The organism is Xanthomonas sp. WHRI 10207 (assembly GCF_040202975.1).
Taxonomy (GTDB): Bacteria; Pseudomonadota; Gammaproteobacteria; order Xanthomonadales; family Xanthomonadaceae; genus Xanthomonas.
The window spans coordinates 1,064,355-1,090,050 of record NZ_JBEGDX010000001.1 but is presented as its reverse complement, the minus strand read 5'-3'; the positions used below and the strand labels follow the sequence as shown (position 1 = coordinate 1,090,050).

Genomic DNA, 25,696 nt, shown 5'->3' with positions numbered 1-25,696 from the left:
GACCAGTCGTGATGGTCGGTAGGCGCGGTTTTCAATAAAGCTGCTTACAAACTCTGTAGCGCGACCTCCGCTCACCGCGCGGCATACCGATGTTCCCAGCTCAGCGTGCACAAGGAACACCGCTGTCACGCGGTTGGCGCCATCGAACAAGGCAGCCAATCCATGGCGCCAAGATTGGCAGACAGCTGACGCCACGCAAGGCCGCGATGCAGCAGCGTGCGGGCGACGCCGATGCAACGCGTTGTCGATGTCAGTTGCGGCCAGCCATCACACCGCCATCGACGTCCCACACGGCACCGGTGACCCAAGCGGCCTTGTCTGACAGCAGGAATGCGATCACCTCGGCCACGTCCTGCGCAGTGCCGACACGGCCGATGGGGTGGAACCCATTGAAGCCTTGCAGTGCTGCATGCACGTCCGCTTTCGGGATGAACCCCTCGTAGATCGGCGTGTCCACCACCGCCGGGGAGACGGCATTGACGCGAATGCCCTTCGGCGCCAGTTCCATCGCCAGATGCTGGGTCAACGCATGCAGACCGGCCTTGGCCATCGAATAGGCCGATGACGGCGTGGCCGCAATCGCCTGCTTGCCCCACATCGAGCCGATATTGACGATCGCACCGCTGCGGCCGTGCGCGACCAGATTGGCGGCGACCTTCTGCGTGATGAAGAAAAACGCCTTGTTGAGCGCCATGTAGCGGTCGTAGTCGTCCTGCTGGTGCTCCAGAAACGGCTTGGGGAAAAACACGCCCGCTGCATTGACCAGCAGATCGATCTGCTGATGCGACTGATCGATCGCCGCCAGCAACTCGGCAATGCCTTGCTGGCTGGTCAGATCGGCATTCAATGCCTCCACCGATCCGAGTGCGGCAAGCGCCTGGCGGGCTGCTTCGGTCTTCTCGGCGCGCTGGCCGACGATCACCGCATGCCCACCACCAAGCAGGATGTGTCGGGCCACTGCATACCCCATGCCGCTGGTGCCACCGACGACCAATAGCTTCTTACCGTTGAATTGCGTGTCCATGATAAAACCTCGAAGTGTCTACCGTCAGGCAGGTCAGAAAGACAGCCAGCGAACTGGTCGCCGGGATGAGCCAACACCACTCACCTGCATCGCCAACGAAGGCGCGGCGGGCAGGCCGTGGAGTGGCGGACATTGTTCGGCTGGGGCGGCATGGCCACAAACCAGTTAATGTGTCCCGACCTGAAAGAAAATCTTTATCGTGAAAAAGTCGCCCGTCCATCTCAATGCACTGCGTGCCTTCGAAGCCAGCGCTCGCCATCAGAGTTTTTCGGCGGCTGCGGCCGAGCTGCATGTCACACCGGCGGCGGTCGGCCAGCTGGTACGAACACTGGAAGACTGGGTAGGCACCCCCTTGTTTCATCGCAGCCAGGCTGGCCGCGCCCGTTTGCTGCCCACGCCCGCCGCCGAGCAGGCGTTGCCCGATGTACGTGCTGGGCTGGACCGCCTGACCCTTGGGCTGGAACGGCTGAAGGAACAGTCCGGCGGCACCATGCTGACCATGACCGTCAGCCCGGCCTTTGCAGCCAAGTGGCTGCTCCCGCGCATCGATCGCTTCCAGACAGCGCATCCCGATATCGACATCCGGCTTGAGACCAGCCTCAAACCTGTGGATTTCCTAACGCAACGGATAGACATCGGCGTGCGCTATGGCGCTGGCCAGTGGCCGGGCCTGGTGGCCCTCAAGCTGATGGACGAGGAGGTCTATCCGGTCTGCTCGCCAGCGCTGATCGACCGGCTACGCGCACCGGCGCAGCTGACAGGCGAGACGCTGATCCACGACCTCTCGATGGAGACGCATCCCAACTTCCCTTCATGGACCGCGTGGCTCGATAAGGCAGGTATCGTCGGCATGGATGCGATCCGGGGCCTGAAGATCAACAATGCAGCCGCCGTACTGCAGGCCGCCATCGAGGGACACGGCATCGCGCTGGCGCGCAGCGTGATGGCGCATGACGACATCGCCACAGGCCGGCTGATCCGTTTGTTCCCGGAGCTGCAGTTCCTCTCGCCCCTGGCCTATTACCTCGTCAACCGCCAAGAGAGCTCTCACCTGCCGCGGATTGCCGCTTTCCGGCAGTGGATCTGCGAAGAAGCCAGCGCAAACAGCGCACTCGCGGCTACGCGCTAGACCCGCGACGATCGCACCACCGTATCGGTGCGTGCCGACCAACGCACACCACGTCGCTGCATCGGAAAATCAAAGTACGCATATCAAATATGCGCGCACTGCATGCAGCAGCCACTCGCGCAAGCAATGCCTGCGTCGCTGACCACACCGCATCGGCACTCTGCCGCAAGCCCATCGCCATCTCGCGGCTGCGCAGAATCCAACATCGCCGGTTCGATCGTCCGCATTGCCGATGCAGCGCGATCCAACCGCGCCTGAATATCGGATGCCCGATGCGTACAGTTCCAATAGTTGAGGTCGCTAACGAACGAGGCGAGACACGATCGGGGTAGCAACGCCGCCCTCTCGACGATCTGCTCCTGCCCCCGCATCCCTGCCCATGCCGGGATTCCCCAGCGCTCCGTTTCTCCGGATCACCGATCTCCCCCTATGCACACCCTCTCCGATCTCCGCATTGGTCAACGCCTGTCCCTCGGCTTTCTCGCGATCATCGTCCTGATGGTGATCCTCACCGTGGTGGGCATCCAGCGCGTACGCAGCATCGATCGGCAATTGACCGCGATCAATGAAGTCAACAGCGTCAAACAAAGGTATGCGATCAACTTCCGCGGCAGTGTGCATGACCGCGCAATCGCCTTGCGCGATGTCGTGCTGATGGACGCGCCGGCCGACCGCCACGCTGCGGAGCAATTGATCGACAAACTCACCGCCGACTATGCGCGCTCCGCGCAGCCGCTCGACACCATGATCGCCGCCTCGACCGACGCGCGGGAAAAAACGATTCTGCAGCAAATCAAATCCATCGAGCAGCGCACCCTGCCATTGATCGCACAGGTGCGCGCGTTCCGCGACGCATCGGACCGGTCGCATGCCGAGCAACGCCTGCTACAGGAAGCACGTCCGGCCTTCATCGATTGGCTAGCCAGCATCAATGCCTTCATCGATCTGCAAGAGCAGAAGAACCGCCAAGCCGCCCAGCAGGCCGTCGCCACCGCACGTGGCTTTGCCATGCTGATGGTGATCTCCACCGTGATCGCGCTACTGCTGGGCGCAACGATTGCCTTGCTGCTCACTCGCAGCGTGGTGCTGCCCCTGCGCCTGTCGCTGCAACTGGCCGAGCGCATCAGCGCAGGCGACCTCGGCACTCCTGATACCGCGGCAAGCAAGGACGAATCCGGCCAGCTCCTGCGAGCCATGCAGCAGATGCAACGCCGCTTGCGCGATGTCATCTCGGCGCAGCGCACCATGGCAGCGCGTCACGACGCCGGCCAGATCAGCTATCGCACCGACGCGCAGCAATTTCCTGGCGAGTACGCACACATGGTGCAGGACACCAACGCGCTGGTGCACGCGCATGTGCAGACCCAGTTGCGCATGACCGAGGTCATGGGACGCTATGCAGTTGGCGACCTGACCCCGGAAATCGAGCACTACCCCGGCGAAAAAGCCGCCATCACCACCACCATGCAGCAGGTCAAACAAAACCTGCGCGCCATCAACGCACAGATCCACACACTGACCCAAGCCGCCTGCGCGGGCGACTTCGCGCTGCGCGGCCAACCGGAAAAGTTCGAGCACGACTTCCGCCTGATGGTGGAGAACCTCAACACCATGATGGCCACGGCAGACAGCAACCTGGCCAAGTTCTCGCAGCTGCTACGCGCCATCGCCGACGGCGACCTGACCGTGCGCATGTCGGGCAACTTCCACGGCGTATTCGCTGCCATGCGCGACGATGCCAACAGTACCGTGCATCGCCTCACCGACATCGTCAGCCAGATACAAACAACCTCCAACAGTATTGGTTTTGCCGCCGAAGACATCGCCAGCGGCAATCAGGAACTGGCACGCCGCAGCGAACAACAGGCTGCCAATCTCGAAGAAACCGCAGCCTCGATGGAAGAGCTGACCTCCACCGTCAAGCAGAACGCCGAGCACGCCGGTCGCGCCAACCAGCTCGCACGCGGTGCCGCCACTATCGCCTCGGAAGGACGCGATGTGGTCGGCCAGGTGATCGACACCATGTCTGGCATCGAAGCGTCATCAAGGCGCATCGCCGACATCATCTCGGTCATCGACGGCATCGCCTTCCAGACCAATATCCTGGCGTTGAATGCCGCCGTCGAAGCCGCACGCGCAGGCGAACAAGGCCGCGGCTTTGCCGTCGTCGCCTTGGAGGTACGTACCCTCTCGCACCGCTCATCCGATGCCGCCAAGGAAATCAAACGCCTGATCGACGACTCGGTACAGCGCGTGGCCGATGGCTCGGCCTTGGTGCAAAAAGCCGGTACCACCATGGGCGAAGTCGTTACCAGCGTGCAGCACGTCACCGACATCATGGGCCACATCTCCGCCGCCTCGCAGGAACAGGCCGGCGGCATCGAACAGGTCAATCACACCATCGCCCAGATGGACGAAACCACCCAGCAGAACGTCCGCCTGGTCGAAGCCGCCAGCACCGCCGCACGTGCGCTGGAGGACCATTCCGTGCAGCTGATCCGTGCTGTGGAAGTGTTTAAGGTCAAGGCTGCGGTGATCTGAGCCTTTGATGTGCTCTGATGGTCAACTATTTGTTGGCGGCGCTATCGCTCGCAGAAAGACTGCTTGCTGCCCTGACCTACTCGACAACAAAAACGCCAGCGTTGTTTCGGCAGGTAGATCAGGCCGCGCCCATCGCAGACGCTTACAACGGCGTCTGAGGTAATTTTGCCGATGCACTGCCAAGAATGCGGCAACCGGCGACTGCGAGGCGGTGGCAGACCGCAATGAGCAATGGCTGGCTTCGCGATCTTCTTTGTATGAGGCTGGGTTTGCGGGGCGTAACTTTTCTGCAAGCAGTAACAAACTACCTACTGCACCCTTAGCGAAAAAAGCGTTTTAAACCTTGAACTTCAACCGCCTCCGTCGCCACCGGACGCGTCCGACATCACGTGCTGCTGAGAGCGCGCAGCAAGCGTCATCACTGGGCCCGTTGGGTTCTTGTCGATCTCTTCGCGCTCGCGCTGGAATTGCACCATTTCCTGCACCCGCTGTTGATCCAATGTCTCTGTTTTCTGCAAAGTCTCATTGATGCCAGGCGATGGCGTGTTGAGTGCGACTTCCGAATGGAACCCCGGCGTTTTGCCAAAGACAAAAGCAACATCCTGGTGGATGGTCACTTTCCGCAGTTCATCCGCGCGCTCAATCCCTGACTCTTTGACGGCATGCAGCACTTCGACCGTTTTCTCATCAGACGTGCCCTTTGGGAGCTGCGCCTGGATGGCAGAGAACAGCGCGTAATCCCGATTATTAAAAGGAACCGCCTGTTGAGCGACATCTTGCGAGGGCCTCGCTTGCTCGACGCGACCCTCTTCTTGTTCACCTGCGCTTGAACGCGCGGTTGTCCCACCAAAGCCAGGCGATGACGCATAGGAGGAGGACGTGCGCTCAGGCAAGACGGTCTGTGCCGGCACTTCGCTCTGGGTTGGGATTGCCGGCGACGAGGTTCGCATGGCCTCTTGCTGATCCGCCTGCAATGGAACAGCCGATGGCGCATCGTTCTGTGTCGTAGCTACTCGGGCTTGCTGCTCACCGCCCTGCTCCACCGCCGCATTCACCGATGTTGGCTCTGTGGGCTTCAAAGCTTCTCGGCGCGTGTGTTGTGCCTGGGACAACGCTGCATCCATGTCTTGGCCGGCAATGCCCGTTGCCGGCAAACCTTGGTCTTGCTGGAACTGCCTTACCGCGTGTTCGGTCTCCGGACCGTAGTGCCCGTCTTGCGGCGCGGCCTGACCATTGGGACCGCGCGCATCAACTTGCTGCAATCGATACTGCAAGAACTCGACCTCTTGCCCCCGATCGCCGAGGCGAAGCCCTTCCACGTCACTTGATGCCGGCTGCGTCGGTGCATTGGCCTGAGTAGACGCTTGAACGGGAGAGGTCGAAGCGAATGATGCTGATCCCACGCTCGGCGCAGACGCGCTCGCCATCGTTGGAACCAATGCCTCCGCCTTAGACTGGGCCGGGAATGGCGTAGAGGGTGCAGCAACAACAGGTGTGTGGGTCTCTTGGGGTTCGCGTTGTGGGACAGGTTCGGGCTTCGGCTCAGCAGGCTTGGCGACCGGGCGCGGCTCTTCCTGCGCTTGCGCATTGACGGGTGCAGGAATCACGGCCGGGGCCGGCGTTGCCGTCTCCGCAACAGCAGGCTGCTCAGCAGCGCGTGCAACGTCTCGATCCCGCTGCGCATCAATGGCTGCCTGAGGCGCTTGGGTTTCATCCACACGGGGAGCGGTAACGGTCGTAGCCGCAAAGCTTGCGACCTGTTGCGCTTCTTGCGTGGACACACCTTGCCGATTGGCCTCGCGCAACGCTTGCTCGTAGGCATCGCGTTCTTGGGGCGATTGCGCATCAATGCGCAGCTCTGGTGCACTGGCCGAAGGCGGTTGTTCCTGCCGAAGCGACTGCACCTGGCCAAGCGCCTGATGGATATCGGCGGCGCTGGTGGTTGCTGCAACGCGCACCACACCGTCAGCGCCACGGCTCAGATGCTGGATGGGGCTGTCCACCGAGTATTGCCCGGTCGCATCATGCTCCAGTGCCAGAGAACTGGTCGCTGCATCAATCCCGTTTGCCTCGCGCGTCTTCTGCACCGCAAGCTGGATCGCCCCTGCGGTCTGGGCATTCGGCGCAACGCCATAGGCAGCATAAGTCGCCTCGGTATTGGCCTGATCCTGCTGCTGCAGCGTTGGTGCTTGCCGCGCGGGCATCTGTGCCATTGCCTGCGCGTGCTGCTCCAATGCCGGCTGCAAGCGTTCGCGCGTCGCGTTGAGTTCCAACGACACATTGCCTTCGGCAGCAACGCCGTCATGCCGCCACTGGCCCTGCGTATCGCGCTGGTACTGCTTGCCGTCCGATGCTTGCAGCGATTCTGGGTTCAAGGCTGCTTGCACCGCAGCTGGCACGGGACCGAAGTCGTCCCAGCCATTGCGCTGGTGGGCAGCTTGATAGGTTGCCGCAATTGCAGCTGGGCCACGGGCGATGTTGGCGTCTACCACCTGAGCTGCCTGCTGATCCAACGCAGCATTGCGCTCAGGACTTGCTGGATCCACTGTCCAGATGGGCCGATCGTTCCGATCCATGTCGTCGGCGATCATCCGTGACCACTGGCCACTTGACGGATCGTGCCGCCAATCCCGTGCGTAAAGATGCGCAGCATCTGCGTCACTGGATGGCTGCTCATAGGGATTACTGGGTTGCACCTTGCCCAGCGCCTGCTCGGTCGCTTCGCCACTAGCGTGATAGTTCAGCTCGCGCGCCTTTTCAGGCAGTGCGAACATGGCCTCCTTCTGCAGCGCACCGACGCCATCGTTGGGCAGATCGGCTTTTTCTTGGCGAAGCCACTGGTTGCCGTTGAACTCCCAGCTCACACCCTGCTTGTCGGTCTGTGCATAGATCTGACGGTTGTCCCACAGGGTAGCGGCCTTGTCAGCAGCGGCACTGAACAGATAACCATCGGCCACCACCAGCGCGACCGGACCGGCGCCGGTTGTGCCAACAACGGCAGCGGCAGCAGCACCTCCGGCCCAGCCGCCAGCGCCTCGGGCAGCAAAATGCAACGCTTCTGAGCGCGCAGCGGTGAGGTTGTCTTGTGCCAACAGCGTACTCACGCGCTCGCCGGTCTGCACCGCATCGAAGGCACCTGCCGCAACTCCCACACCCGCCAGGCCGGCCGTCATGCCGGCACGACGCAGCCCCGGAATCTCCGGCTCCGGCACGGGTGCGCGCGCAGGCGGAGCACCTGGACGCACCAGCTCGTCGATGGTGGCGATGCCTTCCAGACGACTAGCGACTCCATCGCTTACCTTGAGCTCGGCGTGCTCTGCGAGCAATTGCTCCTGAATCGCAGCGTTGGAATTCGGGATTTCTCGCGCATGCTCCGGCAAATCACGGTGCCAATTAGCTTGTTGCTGCCAGCGCTCGCGTAGCTGCTGTGTAAAAGCAGGATCCTTGAACCACGCATTACGTGCCTGCTCCAGGACCTGTCCTGGTGGTCGTGCATCGGTGCGGCTGTCGTAGAGTTCTGCACCCTGGCGGTTGAAGATGCGGATTGGCGCGCTGGTCTGCGCGTGCACGGTGTCCAGACTGACCGGTAGCTTGGTGTAAATGTCCTCACGCGTACCTTCAGGCACATAGCGGCCGTAACCTTCTTGATCCAGTTGCCGAGAAAATCTGGCGTCAACACCATGCTCGCTTTCCAGCTTGTGCGCGGCCATGACGCGCACCTCGACGTCGTAGCCTCTGGATTGCAAATCTTTGATCAGACTCGCGCTTGAGTCGCCCTTGCTGAGCGTGGTGTCGAAGATCAGGTTCTTCTTGCCTTCGATAGTGGTCTGCAGCAGTTCCTTGGCCCAGCGACTGGCATCGGGGTGGGTATAGTCGGACCAGGTATAAGGGTGGGCGTTGCGAAGGATTTCTACCTGGGGATGTGATTTACGCAATTCATCGGCATCAATCGAAACGGCATCCCTGCCCAGCTCATTATCTGCGATTCTTGCAAGGCCTCCCTTCCCAGAGCCAGGCTGACCCGCGAGGATGATTGCCTTTGGTTTTTCAAAAGATGACTTTGTCTCCAGCGCCGCATCATCGAGAATTTTCTGCTCAAATACTTTACGATGCTCGGCGTCACTGAGGCGAGATTCCTCTTCATTCATATCAGAGACTCCTTATGGGCTTCCATGTAGTCCCAGATCTCATTTAAGTCTGACATGCCGCGATTTTTTGAACTCGCATGACGCGTAGCGCGCTCTTTTTCTTCCGCGTATCTTATCGCGTCAGGATCACCACTAGCTTGTGCTTTCTCGAGCTCCTCGCGAGTCTCGGATATAAAAGATTCCAACCTACCCTCAAGAGCCCAAATAGCGCCCTCAAACGGCATTAAATTATATGGCTTCTCGACATAAGCATCCAATACTTCCTGAACGCGCTCAATTAGATCCGGATAGTCCTTTAGTATTTCGCGCATCCTCTGCGGCACCGGAGGAGGAGGCAGCGAAATTTTCATGGATGGATTTTTGATTTTTACCATGTCAGCGGTTTCCCTATTAGAAGCGGATTACTGAGACGCAATAGGCACATCAGTATCCAGCGTAAGCGCATCCTGCACAGGTTGCTCCCACGGCGTACGCCTAGGCTTATGCGTGACCTGCCGGGAAGCCCATTGCCTGACGGGATTCGGGAGCATCGCTCATCTACGGATCGTCCCACCATCCATGAGAATGATAGTGATTGAATATAGCGACACGCATTGTTCCATCTTCGCTGCGCCTGGTGAGTGATGCCAAGCTTAAGGCAGCAGTTGATGATTCTAACGTCTTCGCACATCTCAACCATCGCGGCGATGACATCCGTTGACCAGCCCCCCTTCGCCGCCGGACCGCTATAAAGAACCGTCACACGGCCTCGTGCATCTGCATCTACCTGTGCTGCAAGTGTGCGCAGATCCTCGCCTGAACGATACGCATCCGGTCGCTCCCTCAGTAAAGTAATGGCTTCTTCCGCACTCAATGCATTTTTCATATCACACAGCCTTCCGATATCTCGATCTTGGCGTTGTAATCGATATAATTTGAGTGAACCCCTCCAAATCCTTTATGTGCCGTCAGCGCCACGCCTAAGTCTTCAATGATTTGTGGTGCATCTGACTTGAGATGAGCCGGGAGGCCTTTCCCGCCATTGATCAAAACTAGCATCCAACGAGACCAGCCAGCCCCTTTTCTTTCTCCTCCACTTTCAAGCATATCAAGTCGCAGCGTCAGTAATTCGCCACGCCAATAAAATGTCCAGTGCGCTTGATTACGAATTTCGGGCTCACTACCCCCGCCATGCGCCACGTTTCGCAAGTATATTTCACGCTCACGATCAATGACCCAATCCCTGGAGTTGGTTCCTCCAATCAGAAATTTACGATCAATCGATAAAATATCGTATCTAGCGACATCATCTGGGGAAATAAAATCGCTTACGAATGCCATGGTGACACCATACTTTATGACAGAATTATATCTTGGAAAATAAATTATCATTGACTTCAAGAACGATGTGATAGTCCGTGTTCCTGGAATGGACGCCAAAATCCTTGTATGTGAGCAAGGCCTCTTTGAGGCCAGCTATGAATTGGTCTTTGTCAGCCTTGAGATGCTCAGGCAGTCCATCCCCACCATTGATCCACATCAGTCTCCAATGAGACCAACCGGGCTGACCTCGCGCACCTCCACCGCCGATCAAATCCAGCCTCAGCGTCAGGAGTTCGCCATGCCAATAAAATGAAAACTTCGTCTGATTTCTGACTTCAATTTCGGTGCCGCCACCGTTTGCGACATTGCGCAGATACAGGTCGCGATCACGATCAATTGTCCAGTCTCTTGCATTGGCGCCACCGACCACGAAGTCTCTGTCGATCGCTTCCAAGTGGTATTTCACAACATCCGACTCAGGAATAAATTCATTTACAAATGGCATATAGATTTCCCGGCAATATTTTGAAATTTTTTTCAGCTGCTAATTTCATGAGATCGAGAAAGCGGCAGACAGCTTCTTCACTTCGGCTTTGGGTAGTAGTCGTTTGGTGAAATACGCATCTTCGTAATACTTGATCTTCTCGCAGAGCACCGGGCTTGGGATGCCTTCATAGAGGAAGACTTCCTTGTCAAAGCCCATCGCCTTCAACTCTTGCGGCAGCATCAATGCGCGGCGTTGCTCGGCCTCAGAGTAGGACACACTGCTTTGCTTACCGCTGGTGTGCGATTTGTTCTTCTTGCGCACCGTGGTGTAGCCGAGCATGTCCGAGTAGTCGTTGGCGTCTTGCTGCTCCCGTGGGGCGTAGACGATTTGCAAGGCATGGTTGGTGATGATGGTGCGCGAGACATCCTTGCCGTAAGTCGCGTCGAGCTGCGCCATGCTCTGGATGATCGGTAGCAGGCGGATGTTGTAGCCGGCCATGTAGCTCACTGCACTTGCAATGATGTCGACCCGGCCGATGGACGTGAACTCGTCCATCAATAGCAAGCACTGGTGTTTGAGCGCCGGGTTGTTCTGCGGCAACTCTTTGGTGTTGAGGTTGATGAGCTGACTAAACAGCAGGTTGATCAACAAGCGGCTTTCGGCCAGCTTGTTCGGCTGGATGCCGATGTAGATGCTCATCTTCTTCTTGCGCACATCGGTTAGCAAAAAATCGTTGTCACTGGTTGATGCATCCAGGATCGGGTTGATGAACTGGTTGAGCGGCTCTTTGAACGTGCCCATGATCGAGGCGAAGGTTTCTTCGGCTTGCGAGAGCAAATTATCGAACGCCGTCTTGGCGTCGCGGCCCAGGAAGTCGCGCTGCGAAAGCTTCTTGAGGTAGCCCTTTAAGTCGCTTCCATCGCCCGATGACACGCGATAGAGCATCCCAAGGGTTGGGAACATCCAGGTCTCTTTCGGATGCTTGCGCTTGATCTGATCGTCCAGGCTATCGAACAGATAGAGCGTAACTGCCATGAAGGCGTTGCGCGCCTGGCTCACCCAGAACTTCTGCGCGTCGGAGCCATCCGGGTAGAGCATCGCCGCCACGCTCATCAGGTCAGAGACGCGAAACGCGGGATCCGGTGAAATGTAGCTGAGCGGGTTCCAGCGGTGGGTCCGCCCGTCTTCGGCAAAGGGATTGAACAAGAAAACCTCTTGGCCCTGACTCTTGCGCCAGCCGGACGTAAGGTCGAAATTCTCCTGCTTGATATCCAGGACCACTACGGAGCCTTGGTAGTCGAGCAAATTGGGAATGACGATACCCACCCCCTTGCCCGAGCGCGTCGGCGCGGCCAGGATCACAAACTGCTGACCAGGCAGACGCACCAACTTGCCACCGTGCTTGCCAACCACAATGCCGGTTGGCGACGGTGTGAGCATGTCCTTCTTGGCCAGATCACTGCCGGAAGCAAAGCGTGCGTCGCCATGCAAGGCAGCGGTTTTCGGTTTGAATAGCGGGATCAGCAGTGCGATCCAGGCCAGGAGCGGCACCCCGAAGCCGAGGAAGCCAGCCAGCTTGATCTTGCTGGCATAGGGCGCGAACTGCGGGAGGTCGAGCGCTTTGAAATATGACCAGTAGGTGCCGACGTTAAGCGGCCCAGCCACCTTCAACAGCATCAAAATCAACTGACCGGAAAGGTAGACCCCTGCGATAAGGGCAAGGAGCAAGAGCGCGATGGCGACGCTAAGCTTGATCTTGCCGGTCATGACGCGCTGCCTTCCATCTGTGATCCCTGGCTTGTTTGAGACGACCGTCCGCTCGCAAGATTACAGGATCAGGCCAACTGCTCAGATCGGATGGGCATTGGCATCTGTGTAGGAATTGTCTGATCTGCAGTCACGCTAAGAATGAGATCTCCGACTCTCCTTGCCTGTTACTTTATCAGCAACATGGTTCCGCTCGCCAATCAACCGGGATTGCTGACCCACCCCCACAAAGCTTGCGGACTAAACAGCGTTCGGGTGGACGGGACAGAGGTATGTCCGCAGCGATTGCTGGGCTCTGTGACCCGTAATGCGGCGTTTTCGGACAAGTGCTTGCCTAACGCTCGCGTCGCTGCGCGTGGAAAGCACACAGCCATCGGGATGGCTGAGCTGTGACAACACATTGCTCGACTCAGGTCTGGCCTTCGGCTTCTTTCAATCCGTGCCAAGCCAAAATCTCGTCGATGCGCCGTGCAACGAACTCAGCGTCCTTTGATGTGATTGCTCTCGCTTCAATGAGCTGCGCCATGCCCGCGAACGCGCGCAAGAAATGGCTCCGATCAGGACTCGAAGCCCGCAGTGCTGGCACTGCATCGTCCAGATGATTGAGGTGGATGCGCAACTCGGCTCTGTCCATTGCATTGAGTATCGACAGCACCGTCGCATCGCATGAGACGTCCCTCACCGGACGGGTGAAGAAGCTCCATGTTGGCTGGCCAATAACGCAAGGAGCTAGATGCCTGTCGAGTCGCGGCTGCGGCTGGACTCACCTGCAACATTCGGCACAGCGACCGCCAGCCGCCGAGACGCAGGCACCTGTCGTATCCAAGGTGTGTGCCGGTAAGACGCTGCTCACGCCTCCCGCAGAGTGAGCAACCTTCGGTCTTGCGTCCAGCAGAGTCGGATTAGGCCTCAGCAGACTCAAACGCGGTAAGCATCACATCTCCCGTGCTGTCCGGAGGTGATGAAACAGCCGTTATCCGAGCCGAGGGAAACTCTCCTGCACCCTTGCTCGACAAGCACATGGAACCTGATTTCCCTGTGTTGAGCCAGACCTTCATGAGCGCTTAGGCCTAAGTCGGCGCGACCCATCGTGCAAAAAAACGGCCGCAGGCTTAGTGCCGCACTCGGCATGCTCAACGAAGTCCAATGGTGCCACTGATGCGCTGGGTCACGGAATCCCAGTCGGCTTGGTCACGCATTGCCATTCCCGGGCGCACTGAGCAATTGACTCGCCTCAGGGCCAGGCATATACGTCGATGCTATCGCCTAAATCTTCAAAGGGTCTCAGGAAACCAAAAGAGCGCCCTTGATCTCCAGGTGTGCCTAGACGCAAGGACTGCGCGAACAGCTGCGGTTCTCGTCGCCACTGGGACGGATGGATGCGCTTCACACGCATGCAATCTCGCCACCCAGCCGAATGCTAGGACATCCATGGAGAAGGTTTGTATGAGCGCGACCGAAACGCACGCCGTCTTAGGCAGCATCCCCAGAGCACCTCGTCAGATCGTCAATCAGCCGATCGCCAATCTCGCTGCCGATAAGGCCGCGTTGCAGGCGTTAGTCCAAGCGGCCGTCAATGTAGAGCTGTTCACCATCCCGCTCTACATGTGCACGATGAAGTCGATACAAGGCACGCATGCGATCAATGCCAATGGCATTTCCTACTACAAGGGCCGCCGCTGGCCGGGCATGGCCACCGGGACGCTGCCATTGGGCGCCCCACCCGAAAAGACCGCACCGCAGCGCGCCTACAATCTGCTGTTCTCGGTCTTCATCGACGAGATGCTGCATCTTCAGATGGCTGCCAACCTGTGTGGCGCGGTCGGTGTCACCCCGAGCTTCAACAGCCCGCTGCTGCAGGACGCCAACTACAACTGGATCTGCTACGGCCCCACGCAAACCGTCATTCCGCACATCATCGATCTGCAAGACCTGGAAGAAGGCACGGTGGGCAGCGGGTTGACGGTCGACCTTGCAGGACTGACAGACGCACAAGTGGCGCTGTTCACGGTGATCGAGGAAAACCACGACACCGCACGTGCCAAGATCAAGCCATCGGTGCTGGAAACAGCCTACTTCCCGACCGTGCCGTTCAACGGCTGGACTGCGACAGATACGGAAGTGGATCTGCCGAAATTCGGCACCATTGGCTGGATGTATTTTTGCATCTTCCAATACATCACGCTCAAATACGAAGACAACCAGACCTTGTGGGAAAAGGTGTTTGCCGGCCCAACAGGTCAACGCGATTTGTTCAATGGCGTCACCGACAAGATCCAAAAAGAATACCCGCAGCTCAACACCCAGATCACCGAAACCCATCCCCTGGCTGCGGCAGCGCAGGCCATCTACATGATGTATGCCATCTGCGATCAAGGCGAAGGCGGGATCGACTGGCAGACCACCAGCGCGTTCCTGGGCATGATCCACGAGCGCGCACTGGAAACGGGAGCCACGCTTGTGACCCTCAACAGCGTGATCGTGCAGTTCCAGCCCGACGAGGCGGCGTTGGCCAACAACTATCCGTCCTACACCGACGCGGGCGACCCCGCGCCCTCGGCAGATGCAGCCGCGCGATCGAGCAATGGCGGACAGGATCATTACGAGCGCTTCGAGGAGCTGCTTGGTCTGGTCGATCAGGTGGAGACGTGGAGTGAGTGGCACGCAGTCTCCGGCAACGTCTGGACAGAGGCGTTGCTCACCAGTGCCGATTTCGACCCTGCCACGGCACCGACCAGCATTCCCAAGCCGTCCGAAGTAGCGACTGCGCTCAACAACTTGAAGCTGGTCGATCCGGTCGGATTGGACAACGTCGCACAAGGCTCACTAGCCGGCATCACCACCGTGCTGACCAAATCCTGGGGCGATCTATCCGTGCAGTTCCCGTTCCCCTCCATGGTTGGCTCGGGTGATCGCATGGGGTTGTATTGGGCCGTCTACGGCAGCGCGCCAACCTTGCGGCAAGGAGTTGCGCCAGAACCCACGAGCGCTTTGCAACACGCCTGCCAGGGCCTGGCACTGGATGCATCCGGCGGCAACTGTGCGGCACCCGCCATCTATCACAGCTGCAAGGGCTCCAACACCTGCGCCACCCAAGGAGGCTGCGGCTTTGCTCATGGGGTGAGTGGAGGTGGCAATTGTTCGCAGTCGCTCGGAGGACGCGGCGGGTGTGGCCAATCTGCGCCGCGTGCTTCGGCGGTAGGTGGCACTTGCGGCCTGCCGGACTTCTTCAGCGCGCCAGCAGACAACAAATGCGGAGGATTGGGTGGATGCGCCGTGCCCATCTCCGCCTCGCAGTTGTATCCCACCGCCGGCACGATGGAGCTGTTCGATTTCACCGGTTCGGACAACACGCCCACGCCGATAGCGAAACTGCCCTTCGCTGTGGGCGACTCTGTCTATGACATCGCATGGCAAGCTTTCGAACAGGTGATGGCGAACCGCAAATTGCCGCCTGGCACCAAACCCAGTCCAACCGATCTGCGTAGCGCCCTGCCTCCGTCCACCTGACGGGCTGCCAAGGTGATGCACTCAGGCCTTACCCAAGCACGACCTCCCCACGAGGCAGCGGAAGAAGGTGCTCCGCTGCCACGCCTGGGGCTGCCCAATCTTGGATTCGGTGTCGGACTCCGTCCCCAGCATCTCCCGGCCATCCTGGCCGGGGGAGCGCGGGTGGATTGGTTCGAAATCATTTCCGAGAACTATCTCGATGACGCCGGCTACCAGCGCGCCATGTTGAGCAAGCTGGCGGCCGAGATCCCCATCGTCATGCATGGCGTCAGCTTGTCGATCGGCTCGGACACACCGCTCGACACCGCTTACCTGCACAAGCTCAAACGGTTGGCGGAAGACATCAATGCCGTCTGGGTGTCAGATCATCTGTGCTGGACCGGACTCGGTTCGCACAACTCGCACGACCTCCTCCCCCTGCCCTTCAATGCAGAGTCGCTCGCTCACGTACGCGATCGCGTCCTGCGCGTGCAGGACGTGCTGGGCAGAGCGCTGGTGCTGGAAAACCCGTCGAGCTACCTGCAGTTTCAGACATCGACCATGCCGGAGTGGGAATTCCTGGCGCGGCTGGCCGAAAGCACCGGCTGCGGCATCTTGCTGGACGTCAACAACGTCTATGTGAGTGCCCACAACCACCGTTTTGACCCCGAAGTGTATTTGCGTGCCTTGCCGCATCGGCAAGTGGTGCAGCTCCATCTGGCAGGGCCGACCCAATATGGCGATTGCTTGGTCGACACGCATGACCAACCCGTGCCTGGCCGCGTCTGGGAGTTGTATGCACTGGCGCAACAATTGACCGGTGGCGTGTCGACGTTGCTGGAATGGGATGCCAACCTCCCCGATTACGCCGACCTCCTGGACGAATTGAACAAGGCGCGCCAAGTGATGGCGGGCAACATGCCTGCCACGTTGCCTCTCGCCGTGGCCGAGCATGCGCTTTCCACGCCCCTCCACCATCCGCAGGCGGAACCTCTGGATGTTTAGCTCCTCAACAGGCGCTCCCGTCGAGACGCCGCTTGGCGACGTGCAGCGCTGGATGCTGACGGCAACCACGCATCCAGCGGGGCTAAGAGAAGGCCTCAGGGCTGCGCATGCCGGTCAGGGCCTGGATATCCACACACTCGTTGCCTCGCCCGCTGGTGTCGACCCACACGCGCGCCTGGCGATTTATGCCAACGGGTATTGGCTCAGGCTGATCGAATGCCTGCAGGCCGAGTATCCAGCACTGTCACGTCTGCTCGGCCCGGACCTGTTTGCATTCTTTGCCCGTGCGTATCTGAGTGAGCACCCGTCAAGGTCGCCCACCTTGCATGCGCTGGGCGCATGCTTCCCCCGCTTTCTCCGCATCTCGCAACGGGCTCGCCTTGGACAACACCGCCAGCGCTTCCCTCTCGAGCTGGCGTGGGTCGAGCGCGCACTGTCCGAGGCCAGTCGCGCAAAGGGCCTGGAAGAGGCAGTCATCGATCCACGAATGGATGCAGCCGCGCTGGCGCTTGGGTGGCCCTGCATCGTGCAACTTCCCGCAACCACCAGGTTGTCCATTGGGTCGCACACCTCGGAGAGTTTTCGCGACTGGCTGTCGGGCGCAAGCCCGAGTGAGCCCCCGACTGCTGGCCGGACGTTCCTGGTAGTTCGGCGACACCGCTACCGGGTGGGGATTGAGCCGTTAGCCGACTGGCAATTCTTCGCCTTGCGCCATGCCGCGCGTCGACCACGCACGCTTCTCTCATGCGCGCAGGCGGCGGCACGTCGCACCGGACGAGCAGCAGGCGAGGTGCAGGCGCTCCTCACCTTGTGGCTACCCACCGCCCAGGCATCAAGCATGGCCTTGCTGGCGTCTCCATAGCCACCCGCACCTCCACAGAAACGCACGCACGCCCACCAACCGACCAGGATCACCACCGTGACTGACATCACCACACCAGTGTTGGACGCGCACTACCGACGCGCTTTGGCGCGATGGCCGGATATCTTCCGCAGGATCGCAGTGGGCTGGCCACATGGCATGCCGCCATTCGGGAGAAAGCTGCAACGTTGAGCAACGCGCAGGAGCCTGGCTACGCCAACCAGGCGGTGCAGGATCTGGCCAACCTGATCGACACCAACGGCATCGTGCGCATGTATGTTACCGAGGCCATCGACCAAACCAGCGCTTTTACAAAAAACATTGCCTCCATCCAGGACATGCTGGCCCAGCTCGATGTCATCTGCACCACGGCGCCCGAATACAACGTCGACAAGAACGCTCGGGTGCTGTTCCCGATGTCTGCGCTGTTTGTCGACATGATGGCAACGCCGGCGGGCAAGGCCCTCTTCCGCCTCGACGCGTTCAATGAGGCGCTCAGGGCCATTTTGAAAACATGGTCCAACTATCTCGACCGCCCGGCCAGCTGCTGGGTGCTGAACCGGGACGCCGACAAAGGCTGGCTAGGCACCGCCGCCATCCACGAATTCAAACTCGCCGACTTTGTTATCGACTGGGACGCCGAACACGGTGGCTTCCAGTCCTACAACGCCTTCTTTCATCGCGAAATTCAGGCCAGCTGCCGCCCACTTGCAGGAGAAGGCGATGCCAACATCATCACTTCACCCAACGATGGCACGGTCTATCGCATCGCCACCAATGTGCAGCAAAGCGCGGTGTTCTGGATCAAGGAGCAGAACTACTCGCTGCAAGACATGCTCGCCAATCCAGGCCAAGACGTATTGCAGCGTTTTGTGGGAGGCACGGTGGTGCAAATCTTCCTGAGCGGCGCGGACTATCACCGCTGGCACGCGCCCGTGGACGGCGTGGTCACCTATGAGGATGTCGACGGACTGCTTTTCAGCGAGAACGAAGACAACAGCTTCGATCCTGACGCAGGTGTGACATCGCAGGTCTATGGAGCGGCGGTCAACAACCGCGGCATCGTCTCCATTGCTGCCGACGATGCGCGCCTTGGCACCGTATTCGTGATGCCGATCGGCATCACGGAAATTTCTTCGCTGACGCAGACCGCGGCTAATGGCCAGCACGTCAGCAAAGGCGATGAGCTTGGCTATTTCAACTACGGCGGCTCAACGCTGTGCTTAGTGTTCGAGAAAAATGTGCAGCTGGATTTCGGCACCCTGCAAAGCGGTCAAACCATTGAGGTCAACGCGCAGCTTGCCAAATTGAACACGCCTGGCGGACGGTGAGTTTAAGAGCCAAGTGCATGCCGACACCCCTTCAGGCAACCGTATTCCGTTTTCCGTCGCGGTCGTAAAACCGCGCTCGATTAGGCACATTATTCTCATTCAATTGGCCGCACGGGCAACGTCTCACTGCTTCCGACAGTCGCACGCCGCGCCCTTCCGTCGCTTTCACGGGCATCATGGGTCTATACCGCCCCAACGCGTTCCAGTTGCGGCTTAATCACGCCCCGCAGACCTTGCGGAAGGTTCCCCTCGCTTGGGTGGCCCATGCTAACGCGCTAGACTTGGACGCTTTCATTCGCAATATGGAGGCCACAAGACACTATCGTGAAGGTATTCCCCCTGATTCTCTTCTGTGGTGCCGCAACGGCCACAGACACAATCCATGCTCAAGAAGCACCCAACACTCAGGTTGAACCGTTTGTCGATGTGGGTGGCGCCGTCCGGTTCAACTATGGCTGGCTGGACTACGGCCCCACAAGCCGCTTGCAACTTGAACTGCTCCGCGCAGACGTCGAAGCCGGAGCTGGACCCATGTTCTTCTCGGCCCAGTATCGTTGGTATGACGGTTTCGACGCCGTCCACCATGCCTATGCCGGATGGAATTTCAACGACGCAACGCAGCTTAAAGCAGGCATCCAGCAGGTCCCTTTCGGACTCTTGCCTACTGTCTCTCAGAGCTTTTGGTTTGGCTCAGGCTACTACCTTGGCATTGAAGACGATTACGATCCGGGTGTGACGTTTAGCCATAAAAGTGGCGACCATCACTGGATAGCCGGCTGGTTCTCAGGGGATGAATACGGAAGCGGATCTCGCTACGACCGCTACTCCTTTGATGTGGCACAGACCGCTGATTTGCCATACAAGGAACAGGAGCGTGTTCATTTCCGATACGAACATACGAGCTTCTTCAATGCCGGTGAGCTGCTGCTCGGGGCCTCTGCATTCAGCGGTCAGGTTCAGAACACCACTACCCGCCGTCACTATGGTCACCAGGGTGCGGCGCTGCATGCCCAGTGGAAACGGGATGGCTGGACGACTCAGCTGCAATGGGCTCGCTACCGTTACAGCGTGCCGGGCGACCGAATTGCGATGTCGGCGTTTCTTGCCCCGTTCGAGATCGCGTCAGAAGCCGATGTACCCAGTGTCAACGTGGCTTACTCCTTCGGCGAAAAGCATTGGCTCGATGACATCACCTGCTACAACAACCTCAGCATGACCCTCCCAGCCGGGCGCAGTCAGGGCGTGAGGGAGTCATGGCAAAACGTCACCGGATGCAGCCTACAAAAGGGGATCATGTTGACCTACGTGGACTGGATTGCCGGCAAGAACATGTGGTTTGCAGGCGGCGACGGCATCGGAATCAACGACGGTGGTCCAGCCCGCTGGCATAGCCGGTTGAACCTCAACATCGGGTTCTATTTCTAAGCGCAAGCCGCATTTTCGCTTCAACGATCATCAACCGGAGGAACTTATGCAGAGCTCAGCTCCGCCATCCACTCCTGTTCGCCAGCGCATCTTGCCGCAGGTGTTCATTCCTACTGCGGCCATCGTGCTTCTACTGTTGGCGCTATCCATCTTCGTTCCAGAAAAAGCAACGACTTGGTTCACAGCAGCCAAAAACTGGACCGCCAATGACGCAGGCTGGTTCACCATCCTATCGGTCGCAGGCTTTCTGGTCTTTGTGGTCGGTGTCGCAATCAGTGGTTACGGGCGGATCAAGCTCGGCCCAGACCACAGCCGCCCTGATTACAGCTATGCCTCGTGGTTTGCCATGCTCTTTGCCGCAGGCATGGGCATTGGCCTGATGTTCTTCGGCGTAGCTGAGCCAATCATGCACTACGCCACTCCGCCGACAGGCACGCCCGAGTCTGCCGAGGCGGCTCGTCAGGCGATGCGTATCACCTTCTTCCATTGGGGCGTGCACGCCTGGGCCATCTACGCGGTTGTTGCGTTGGCGCTGGCCTACTTTGCCTATCGCCACAACCTGCCCCTGCGGGTGCGATCGGCTCTCTATCCGCTCATTGGAGAACGCATCCACGGACCTATCGGTCACGCGGTCGATACGTTTGCAGCCCTTGGCACCATCTTTGGCCTAGCCACCTCGCTTGGCCTCGGGGTCATGCAGATCAACTCCGGACTGAATTACCTGTTCGGCCTGGAAGTGAGCACCCTCGTGCAGGTGTCGTTGATCGGCATCATCATCCTGGTGGCGACAGGGTCTGTGGTCGCGGGTCTCGACAGCGGTGTGCGTCGCCTGTCTGAGATCAACATGATCATGGCCGTCGCACTGCTTGCATTCGTACTTGTCTGCGGCCCCACCGTCCACTTGATGCAGGCATTTGTGCAGAACACCGGCATGTATGCCTCTCAGCTTTTCTCAATGACATTCAATCTATATGCCTATGAGCCAAGCGGCTGGCTTGGCGGCTGGACCTTGTTCTATTGGGGCTGGTGGATTGCGTGGTCGCCCTTCGTTGGCATGTTCATCGCCCGTATTTCGCGAGGCCGCACGGTGCGTGAATTTGTGGTTGGCGTCTTGCTCGTGCCGATCGGGTTTACGTTTCTTTGGATGACGATCTATGGCAACTCCGCCTTGTTCATGGTGCGCTCCGAAGGTGTTCAAGAGCTCGTGAAGGCAGTTTCGGATGACAGCTCGATGGCGTTGTTTGAGTTTCTGCGCCACCTTCCGCTGACAATGTTCACCTCCTCGCTTGCCGTTGTGCTCGTCGCGCTGTTCTTTGTCACATCCGCTGACTCCGGCGCGTTGGTGATCGACATGCTGACTTCCAAGGGTGAGGAGGAATCGCCCGTCTGGCAACGCATTTTCTGGGCGCTTCTGGTCGGCGGCATTGCCGTTGCCCTGCTCATTGCAGGCGGCCTTGAATCACTCCAAGCTGCGACCATCGCTAGCGCCCTTCCCTTCACGATCGTCATGATCTTGATGTGTTGGGGGCTACTCAAAGCCATGCATCTGGACGCAACGAAGCGCTCGATCTCTCGTGATGCACGATTGCTTCCAGGCACCAGCGAGGACTGGCGCGCCAGGCTCAAGCTGCTCGCGCACAACCCCGTCAAGATGGAGGTGGTTGCCTTTATCAAAGATCAGGTGCTGCCCGCACTCCAAGAGGTTGCCGTGGAGCTGCGCAAGCAGGATCTTCCGGTTGAAGTCACCGAGGGAGAAGATGGGCGCGCTTGGCTTCGCGTAGGCCATGGCGAAGAAATGGACTTCTTCTACTCCGTGCGTCCTCAACCTTACGAACCGCCCACCTTCGCGTTGCAGGACCCACGCCGCCCCGTGAGCGAGGGCACCCGTCACTATCGGGCTGAGGTCTACCTGCGCGAAGGCGGACAGGACTACGACGTCATGGGGTGGCCAAAAGTGCAATTGATCCATGATGTGCTCGACCAATACGAGCGCCACCGCCAGTTCCTGGATCACGTTCGCTGATCAATGTCCCGGCCAACCGAAACCGGTTGGTCGGGACTTCGACCAAGATGCCTTGCACCCAGCCAAGCAGCCTGCTCTAGGTTCTGGGCGCAAACCTCAATACGACCGCTTCCAGCAACGCAGGAAGTAGCGATCCCGGCAAGATGCCGACCTTGGCATTCTCAACGAACACAGGATCCGAAGGGAACGCGAGCGAGCTGATGAAAAGGTGCATCGTGAAGTCAATGCCGCAAAGCAAACTCACCTCGTAGATTTGCAGCCACGATGCACTGGACGTCGGCTCCACGGTCGATCTGCCAGCGCTCCGTGAGCGTGCCACATGCCGCCTGCGTCCGAGGAAGACGTGAGATGGCGCCGATCTGCACGCTGCTTAGGCGATCAACGAGCGCTTCCAGATCCTTCTCGCTAAACCGATCTACCCGTCGATCCCTCAACACGTCATACGTGTGAGCCTAGCCTGATGCCAAGACAACCGCTCGCAACCTGGCTGAGGCGACGTTCGCAGTCCGACGTGTTTGTTTGATGACCTTGCGGCCGATGATGACCCGTAATCGCAGGGCACACACTGACGAAAAGCGTAGTTGCCGGCGGGGGGGTGCGAACAAAATGACGGGGCGTGCGCATTCGGGAGATGTTTCCCGATCTACATTTCGCTGGCAGACTCAGCTATCCACAATAAGTTCAACTAAATAAATGACTTAGATGGATATTGGCGGAGAGAGTGGGATTCGAACCCACGGAAGGTTTGACCCTTCGCCGGTTTTCAAGACCGGTGCCTTAAACCGCTCGGCCATCTCTCCGATGCTGCTGCGCGTGATCGCCGAAAGTATCGGTTGTCACGTGGGCGATCCGCATTGCGCGGGTGGCGCCCGACAGGGCCGCACGGTCATCGAGTGCGGTTCTGCCAATCCCAGGATCGCTCCCGGGCGCGCATTCTCGCATGCCCGGGCGTGCTTTGCTAAGCAGCATCGCTAGCCTTACGCGCCCGGCTTGCCGGGCGGCGCGTCAACCAGTGGGCTAACCCTACGCAGCGAAAGGTACCGACTCGCCAGTGAGGGGCACCGACGCAATCAGCAGTGCATCGCTCAGCCTGCTTCAGCCACCAGGCGCGGTGCGCTGGCAGTGCCTGCTGCACGCTTGAGCTTTTCGGCCAGTTCGGCGCAATTGCCACCGCAGTCCAGGCGCGAGCGTTCGATTTCCTGCGGCAGGTGTTCGGCCAGGAAGTCGATGAACACCCGCACCGCCGGCAGCAGGCCGCGGCGCGAGGCGAACACGGCATGGCAGATGCCCTGTGGCAGTGACCAGTGCGGCAGCACCACTTCCAGTTCGCCGCTGCGCACTGCTTCGGCGCAGACGGTTTCCGGCAGCATGGTGATGCCGAAGCCGTCGCGCGCCATCGATTGCAGCAGCGGGAAATCGAAACCGGCCAGACGCGGCTGCAGGTCCACGCGGCGCATTTCGCCGTTGGGGCCGTGCAGTTCCCAGCGCTGATGCGCTTCGTCTTCGCTGGTGCTCATGGTGGTGTGGTTGGCCAGCTCGCTCGGGTCTTTCGGGCGGCCGGCGCGGTCCAGATACTTGGGACTGGCGACCAGCAATTCCTGCACCTGGCCGAAGCTGCGCATCACCAGGCTGCCGTCGTCGTCCAGGCGCGAACGCACGCGTAGCGCGATGTCGTAGCCCTCGTTGATGACGTCAACGCGGCGGTTGCTGATGTTGAGCTGCAACCGCACCTTGGGGTACTTGGCCAGAAATTCAGGTAGCAGCTTGGGCAATTGAATTTGCGCGAGCGAGACAGGAACGCTCACACGTACAAGACCGCGTGGCTCCGCACTGAGACGATCCACCACCTCGCGCGCGGCCTGGGCCTCGGCAAGCATGGTCTGGGCGTGTCGGTGCACGCTGGTACCGACGTCAGTGACGGCGAAGCGCCGCGTAGAGCGTTGCAGCAAGCGCACGCCCAGGTCGGTTTCAAGTTGGCTGATACGGCGGCTCAGGCGCGACTTGGGAATCCCCAGCGCACGCTCGGCAGCAGCGAAGCCGCCGTGGTCCACCACCATCGCAAAGTAGTACAGGTCATTCAGGTCGTGCATGGCGCAGGTATCCATGGATAGAACGATAAGTGATATTTAACCACCTTTATCCCAACAGAGCAACGACCTAATCTGCGCCACTCCGCGGCGTTGCCGCTTGCCATAGGTCTTTGCCATGAAGCTGCTCCATCTCGATTCCAGCGCCCTGGGCGCCAACTCCATCAGCCGTGAACTCAGTGCCGCCGCCGTCGCCCAGCAGCGCCTGCTGCACCCGCAGCTGCAGGTGACCTATCGCGATCTGGACCTGGAGCCGCTTCCGCACCTGACCGGGCAGTCGCTGGCGCAGGCCGACGCAACCGAAGCGGCGGCGGCCGAACAGGCGATGCAGCAGTTTCTGGACGCCGACGTCATCGTGATTGGCGCGCCGATGTACAACTTCGCGATCCCCTCCACGCTCAAGGCGTGGATCGACCGCATTGCGGTTGCCGGGCGCACCTTCCGCTACACCGCAACGGGCCCGGAAGGACTGGCCGGCGGCAAGCGCATCATCATCGCCAGCGCGCGCGGCGGCATCTATGCCGACCCGACCAACGATTTTCAGGAGCCGTATCTGCGCCAGTTGTTCGGCTTTCTGGGCATCGACGACATCACCTTCGTGCGCGCCGAGGGCGTGGCGTATTCGCCAGAGCATCGCAGCAATGCGCTTGCGCAGGCGCTGGCCGAGTTGCAGCAACCGGCAGAAGCGGCAGCCTGAGCGCCCAGCCCTTGTGCGGCTGAGATTAGGGAGTCGGAAGTGGGGATTGGTAATAGCCGATTCCCGATAAACCATCGGATCTGTTGTGACACATCTTCCAGCAAGGCACGTCGCGCAAGTTGTCGTTCTGCTACTGCGCAGTGATGGCGTGCGTGTTCGTGCACCACGCTGGCATTGTGCCCTTGCACGCGATGCGCGTTGTGCGCCTTAGCCGGTGTGGGCTACTCGTGGGGATAGTGCCGCCTGCATAAAAAAACGGGACCATCGCTGGTCCCGTTTTTTGTGCGTTTGTATTGCCTGCGGCGGCGACATGGGGCGCTACTCGCGCGGCAAGGTCAAGAAACCAGACTCCGCCTGAGAGCGCAGCGCTGGTGCCCAA

19 protein-coding genes and 1 tRNA gene are annotated in these 25,696 nt (G+C 59.5%); 10 read left to right on the top strand and 10 right to left on the bottom strand.

Annotation, left to right across the window (positions count from 1 at the left end; translation table 11 throughout):
- Window positions 1-250: 250 nt before the first annotated feature.
- A complete protein-coding gene (locus tag ABQU90_RS04840) occupies window positions 251-1,024 on the bottom strand; it encodes an SDR family NAD(P)-dependent oxidoreductase (protein ID WP_323522136.1) in 774 nt (257 codons plus the stop codon).
- Between the two features lie 199 nt (window positions 1,025-1,223).
- On the opposite strand from ABQU90_RS04840, the gene gcvA reads away from it, so the two are divergent.
- The 3 genes from gcvA to ABQU90_RS04825 all read left to right on the top strand — a co-directional run bounded on the left by gcvA (window position 1,224) and on the right by ABQU90_RS04825 (window position 4,852).
- Complete coding sequence (gene gcvA, locus ABQU90_RS04835) at window positions 1,224-2,153, top strand: transcriptional regulator GcvA (protein WP_323522135.1); 930 nt, start codon at window positions 1,224-1,226, stop codon at window positions 2,151-2,153.
- A 429-nt stretch (window positions 2,154-2,582) separates the two neighbouring features.
- Window positions 2,583-4,694 carry a methyl-accepting chemotaxis protein gene (locus ABQU90_RS04830; protein ID WP_323522134.1) on the top strand — a complete coding sequence of 704 codons (2,112 nt, stop codon included), beginning with the start codon at window positions 2,583-2,585 and terminating at the stop codon, window positions 4,692-4,694.
- Between the two features lie 17 nt (window positions 4,695-4,711).
- Complete coding sequence (locus tag ABQU90_RS04825; protein ID WP_323522133.1) at window positions 4,712-4,852, top strand: hypothetical protein; 141 nt, start codon at window positions 4,712-4,714, stop codon at window positions 4,850-4,852.
- 192 nt (window positions 4,853-5,044) lie between these two features.
- On the opposite strand, the gene ABQU90_RS04820 is transcribed toward ABQU90_RS04825, so the two are convergent.
- From ABQU90_RS04820 to ABQU90_RS04795, 6 genes are all read right to left on the bottom strand, one after another.
- The gene (locus tag ABQU90_RS04820) at window positions 5,045-8,842 is read right to left on the bottom strand and encodes a zeta toxin family protein (RefSeq protein ID WP_323522132.1); all 3,798 of its coding nucleotides are present in this window, start codon (window positions 8,840-8,842) and stop codon (window positions 5,045-5,047) included.
- Complete coding sequence (locus ABQU90_RS04815; protein WP_153066758.1) at window positions 8,839-9,192, bottom strand: hypothetical protein; 354 nt, start codon at window positions 9,190-9,192, stop codon at window positions 8,839-8,841. The genes ABQU90_RS04820 and ABQU90_RS04815 overlap by 4 nt, the downstream gene beginning before the upstream one ends.
- A gap of 511 nt (window positions 9,193-9,703) precedes the next feature.
- A complete protein-coding gene (locus ABQU90_RS04810; RefSeq protein WP_323522131.1) occupies window positions 9,704-10,162 on the bottom strand; it encodes a hypothetical protein in 459 nt (152 codons plus the stop codon).
- A 25-nt stretch (window positions 10,163-10,187) separates the two neighbouring features.
- Window positions 10,188-10,649, bottom strand: coding sequence for a hypothetical protein (locus tag ABQU90_RS04805; RefSeq protein WP_407078741.1), 462 nt, complete (start codon window positions 10,647-10,649; stop codon window positions 10,188-10,190).
- A gap of 45 nt (window positions 10,650-10,694) precedes the next feature.
- Window positions 10,695-12,398, bottom strand: a complete 1,704-nt coding sequence (locus ABQU90_RS04800) for a type IV secretory system conjugative DNA transfer family protein (RefSeq protein WP_323522130.1) — start codon at window positions 12,396-12,398, stop codon at window positions 10,695-10,697.
- A gap of 409 nt (window positions 12,399-12,807) precedes the next feature.
- Complete coding sequence (locus ABQU90_RS04795) at window positions 12,808-13,032, bottom strand: hypothetical protein (protein ID WP_115512005.1); 225 nt, start codon at window positions 13,030-13,032, stop codon at window positions 12,808-12,810.
- Between the two features lie 524 nt (window positions 13,033-13,556).
- Here ABQU90_RS04795 and ABQU90_RS04790 point away from each other — a divergent pair.
- From ABQU90_RS04790 to ABQU90_RS04765, 6 genes are all read left to right on the top strand, one after another.
- Window positions 13,557-15,908 (top strand): ferritin-like domain-containing protein, encoded by a 2,352-nt coding sequence (locus ABQU90_RS04790; RefSeq protein WP_323522129.1) that lies wholly within the window; start codon window positions 13,557-13,559, stop codon window positions 15,906-15,908.
- Window positions 15,909-15,923: 15 nt separating this feature from the next.
- The gene (gene bufB / locus ABQU90_RS04785) at window positions 15,924-16,892 is read left to right on the top strand and encodes an MNIO family bufferin maturase (protein WP_323522128.1); all 969 of its coding nucleotides are present in this window, start codon (window positions 15,924-15,926) and stop codon (window positions 16,890-16,892) included.
- Complete coding sequence (locus ABQU90_RS04780) at window positions 16,885-17,754, top strand: HvfC/BufC family peptide modification chaperone (RefSeq protein ID WP_323522127.1); 870 nt, start codon at window positions 16,885-16,887, stop codon at window positions 17,752-17,754. The genes bufB and ABQU90_RS04780 overlap by 8 nt, the downstream gene beginning before the upstream one ends.
- A gap of 113 nt (window positions 17,755-17,867) precedes the next feature.
- On the top strand, window positions 17,868-19,085 hold the full coding sequence (locus tag ABQU90_RS04775; protein ID WP_323522126.1) for a phophatidylserine decarboxylase associated domain-containing protein: 1,218 nt from the start codon (window positions 17,868-17,870) through the stop codon (window positions 19,083-19,085).
- 324 nt (window positions 19,086-19,409) lie between these two features.
- Entirely contained in the window at window positions 19,410-20,510 is a 1,101-nt protein-coding gene (locus tag ABQU90_RS04770; protein WP_323522125.1) for a hypothetical protein, read from the top strand.
- Between the two features lie 46 nt (window positions 20,511-20,556).
- Window positions 20,557-22,533 carry a BCCT family transporter gene (locus ABQU90_RS04765; RefSeq protein WP_323522124.1) on the top strand — a complete coding sequence of 659 codons (1,977 nt, stop codon included), beginning with the start codon at window positions 20,557-20,559 and terminating at the stop codon, window positions 22,531-22,533.
- A gap of 76 nt (window positions 22,534-22,609) precedes the next feature.
- Here ABQU90_RS04765 and ABQU90_RS22755 read toward each other — a convergent pair whose 3' ends face one another.
- The 3 genes from ABQU90_RS22755 to ABQU90_RS04755 form a co-directional block, all read right to left on the bottom strand.
- Complete coding sequence (locus ABQU90_RS22755; RefSeq protein ID WP_407078756.1) at window positions 22,610-22,777, bottom strand: Na+/H+ antiporter NhaA; 168 nt, start codon at window positions 22,775-22,777, stop codon at window positions 22,610-22,612.
- A gap of 466 nt (window positions 22,778-23,243) precedes the next feature.
- A tRNA-Ser gene (locus ABQU90_RS04760) sits at window positions 23,244-23,333 on the bottom strand.
- A gap of 285 nt (window positions 23,334-23,618) precedes the next feature.
- Window positions 23,619-24,638, bottom strand: coding sequence for a LysR family transcriptional regulator (locus ABQU90_RS04755; RefSeq protein ID WP_115512009.1), 1,020 nt, complete (start codon window positions 24,636-24,638; stop codon window positions 23,619-23,621).
- A gap of 100 nt (window positions 24,639-24,738) precedes the next feature.
- Between ABQU90_RS04755 and ABQU90_RS04750 the strand changes: the two genes are divergently transcribed.
- Complete coding sequence (locus ABQU90_RS04750) at window positions 24,739-25,317, top strand: FMN-dependent NADH-azoreductase (protein ID WP_323522123.1); 579 nt, start codon at window positions 24,739-24,741, stop codon at window positions 25,315-25,317.
- Window positions 25,318-25,696: the final 379 nt, after the last annotated feature.

Coding starts and splice junctions, on each gene's coding strand:
- ABQU90_RS04830 (WP_323522134.1), top strand. CDS start 2,583: ATGCACACCCTCTCCGATCTCCGCATTGGTCAACGCCTGTCCCTCGGC.
- ABQU90_RS04815 (WP_153066758.1), bottom strand. CDS start 9,192: ATGAAAATTTCGCTGCCTCCTCCTCCGGTGCCGCAGAGGATGCGCGAA.
- ABQU90_RS04775 (WP_323522126.1), top strand. CDS start 17,868: ATGGCCGGATATCTTCCGCAGGATCGCAGTGGGCTGGCCACATGGCAT.
- ABQU90_RS04840 (WP_323522136.1), bottom strand. CDS start 1,024: ATGGACACGCAATTCAACGGTAAGAAGCTATTGGTCGTCGGTGGCACC.
- ABQU90_RS04800 (WP_323522130.1), bottom strand. CDS start 12,398: ATGACCGGCAAGATCAAGCTTAGCGTCGCCATCGCGCTCTTGCTCCTT.
- ABQU90_RS04765 (WP_323522124.1), top strand. CDS start 20,557: ATGCAGAGCTCAGCTCCGCCATCCACTCCTGTTCGCCAGCGCATCTTG.
- ABQU90_RS04810 (WP_323522131.1), bottom strand. CDS start 10,162: ATGGCATTCGTAAGCGATTTTATTTCCCCAGATGATGTCGCTAGATAC.
- bufB (WP_323522128.1), top strand. CDS start 15,924: ATGCACTCAGGCCTTACCCAAGCACGACCTCCCCACGAGGCAGCGGAA.
- ABQU90_RS04795 (WP_115512005.1), bottom strand. CDS start 13,032: ATGGACAGAGCCGAGTTGCGCATCCACCTCAATCATCTGGACGATGCA.
- ABQU90_RS04780 (WP_323522127.1), top strand. CDS start 16,885: ATGTTTAGCTCCTCAACAGGCGCTCCCGTCGAGACGCCGCTTGGCGAC.
- ABQU90_RS04820 (WP_323522132.1), bottom strand. CDS start 8,842: ATGAATGAAGAGGAATCTCGCCTCAGTGACGCCGAGCATCGTAAAGTA.
- ABQU90_RS04750 (WP_323522123.1), top strand. CDS start 24,739: ATGAAGCTGCTCCATCTCGATTCCAGCGCCCTGGGCGCCAACTCCATC.
- ABQU90_RS04755 (WP_115512009.1), bottom strand. CDS start 24,638: ATGGATACCTGCGCCATGCACGACCTGAATGACCTGTACTACTTTGCG.
- ABQU90_RS04790 (WP_323522129.1), top strand. CDS start 13,557: ATGCGCTGGGTCACGGAATCCCAGTCGGCTTGGTCACGCATTGCCATT.
- ABQU90_RS04825 (WP_323522133.1), top strand. CDS start 4,712: ATGGTCAACTATTTGTTGGCGGCGCTATCGCTCGCAGAAAGACTGCTT.
- ABQU90_RS04805 (WP_407078741.1), bottom strand. CDS start 10,649: ATGCCATTTGTAAATGAATTTATTCCTGAGTCGGATGTTGTGAAATAC.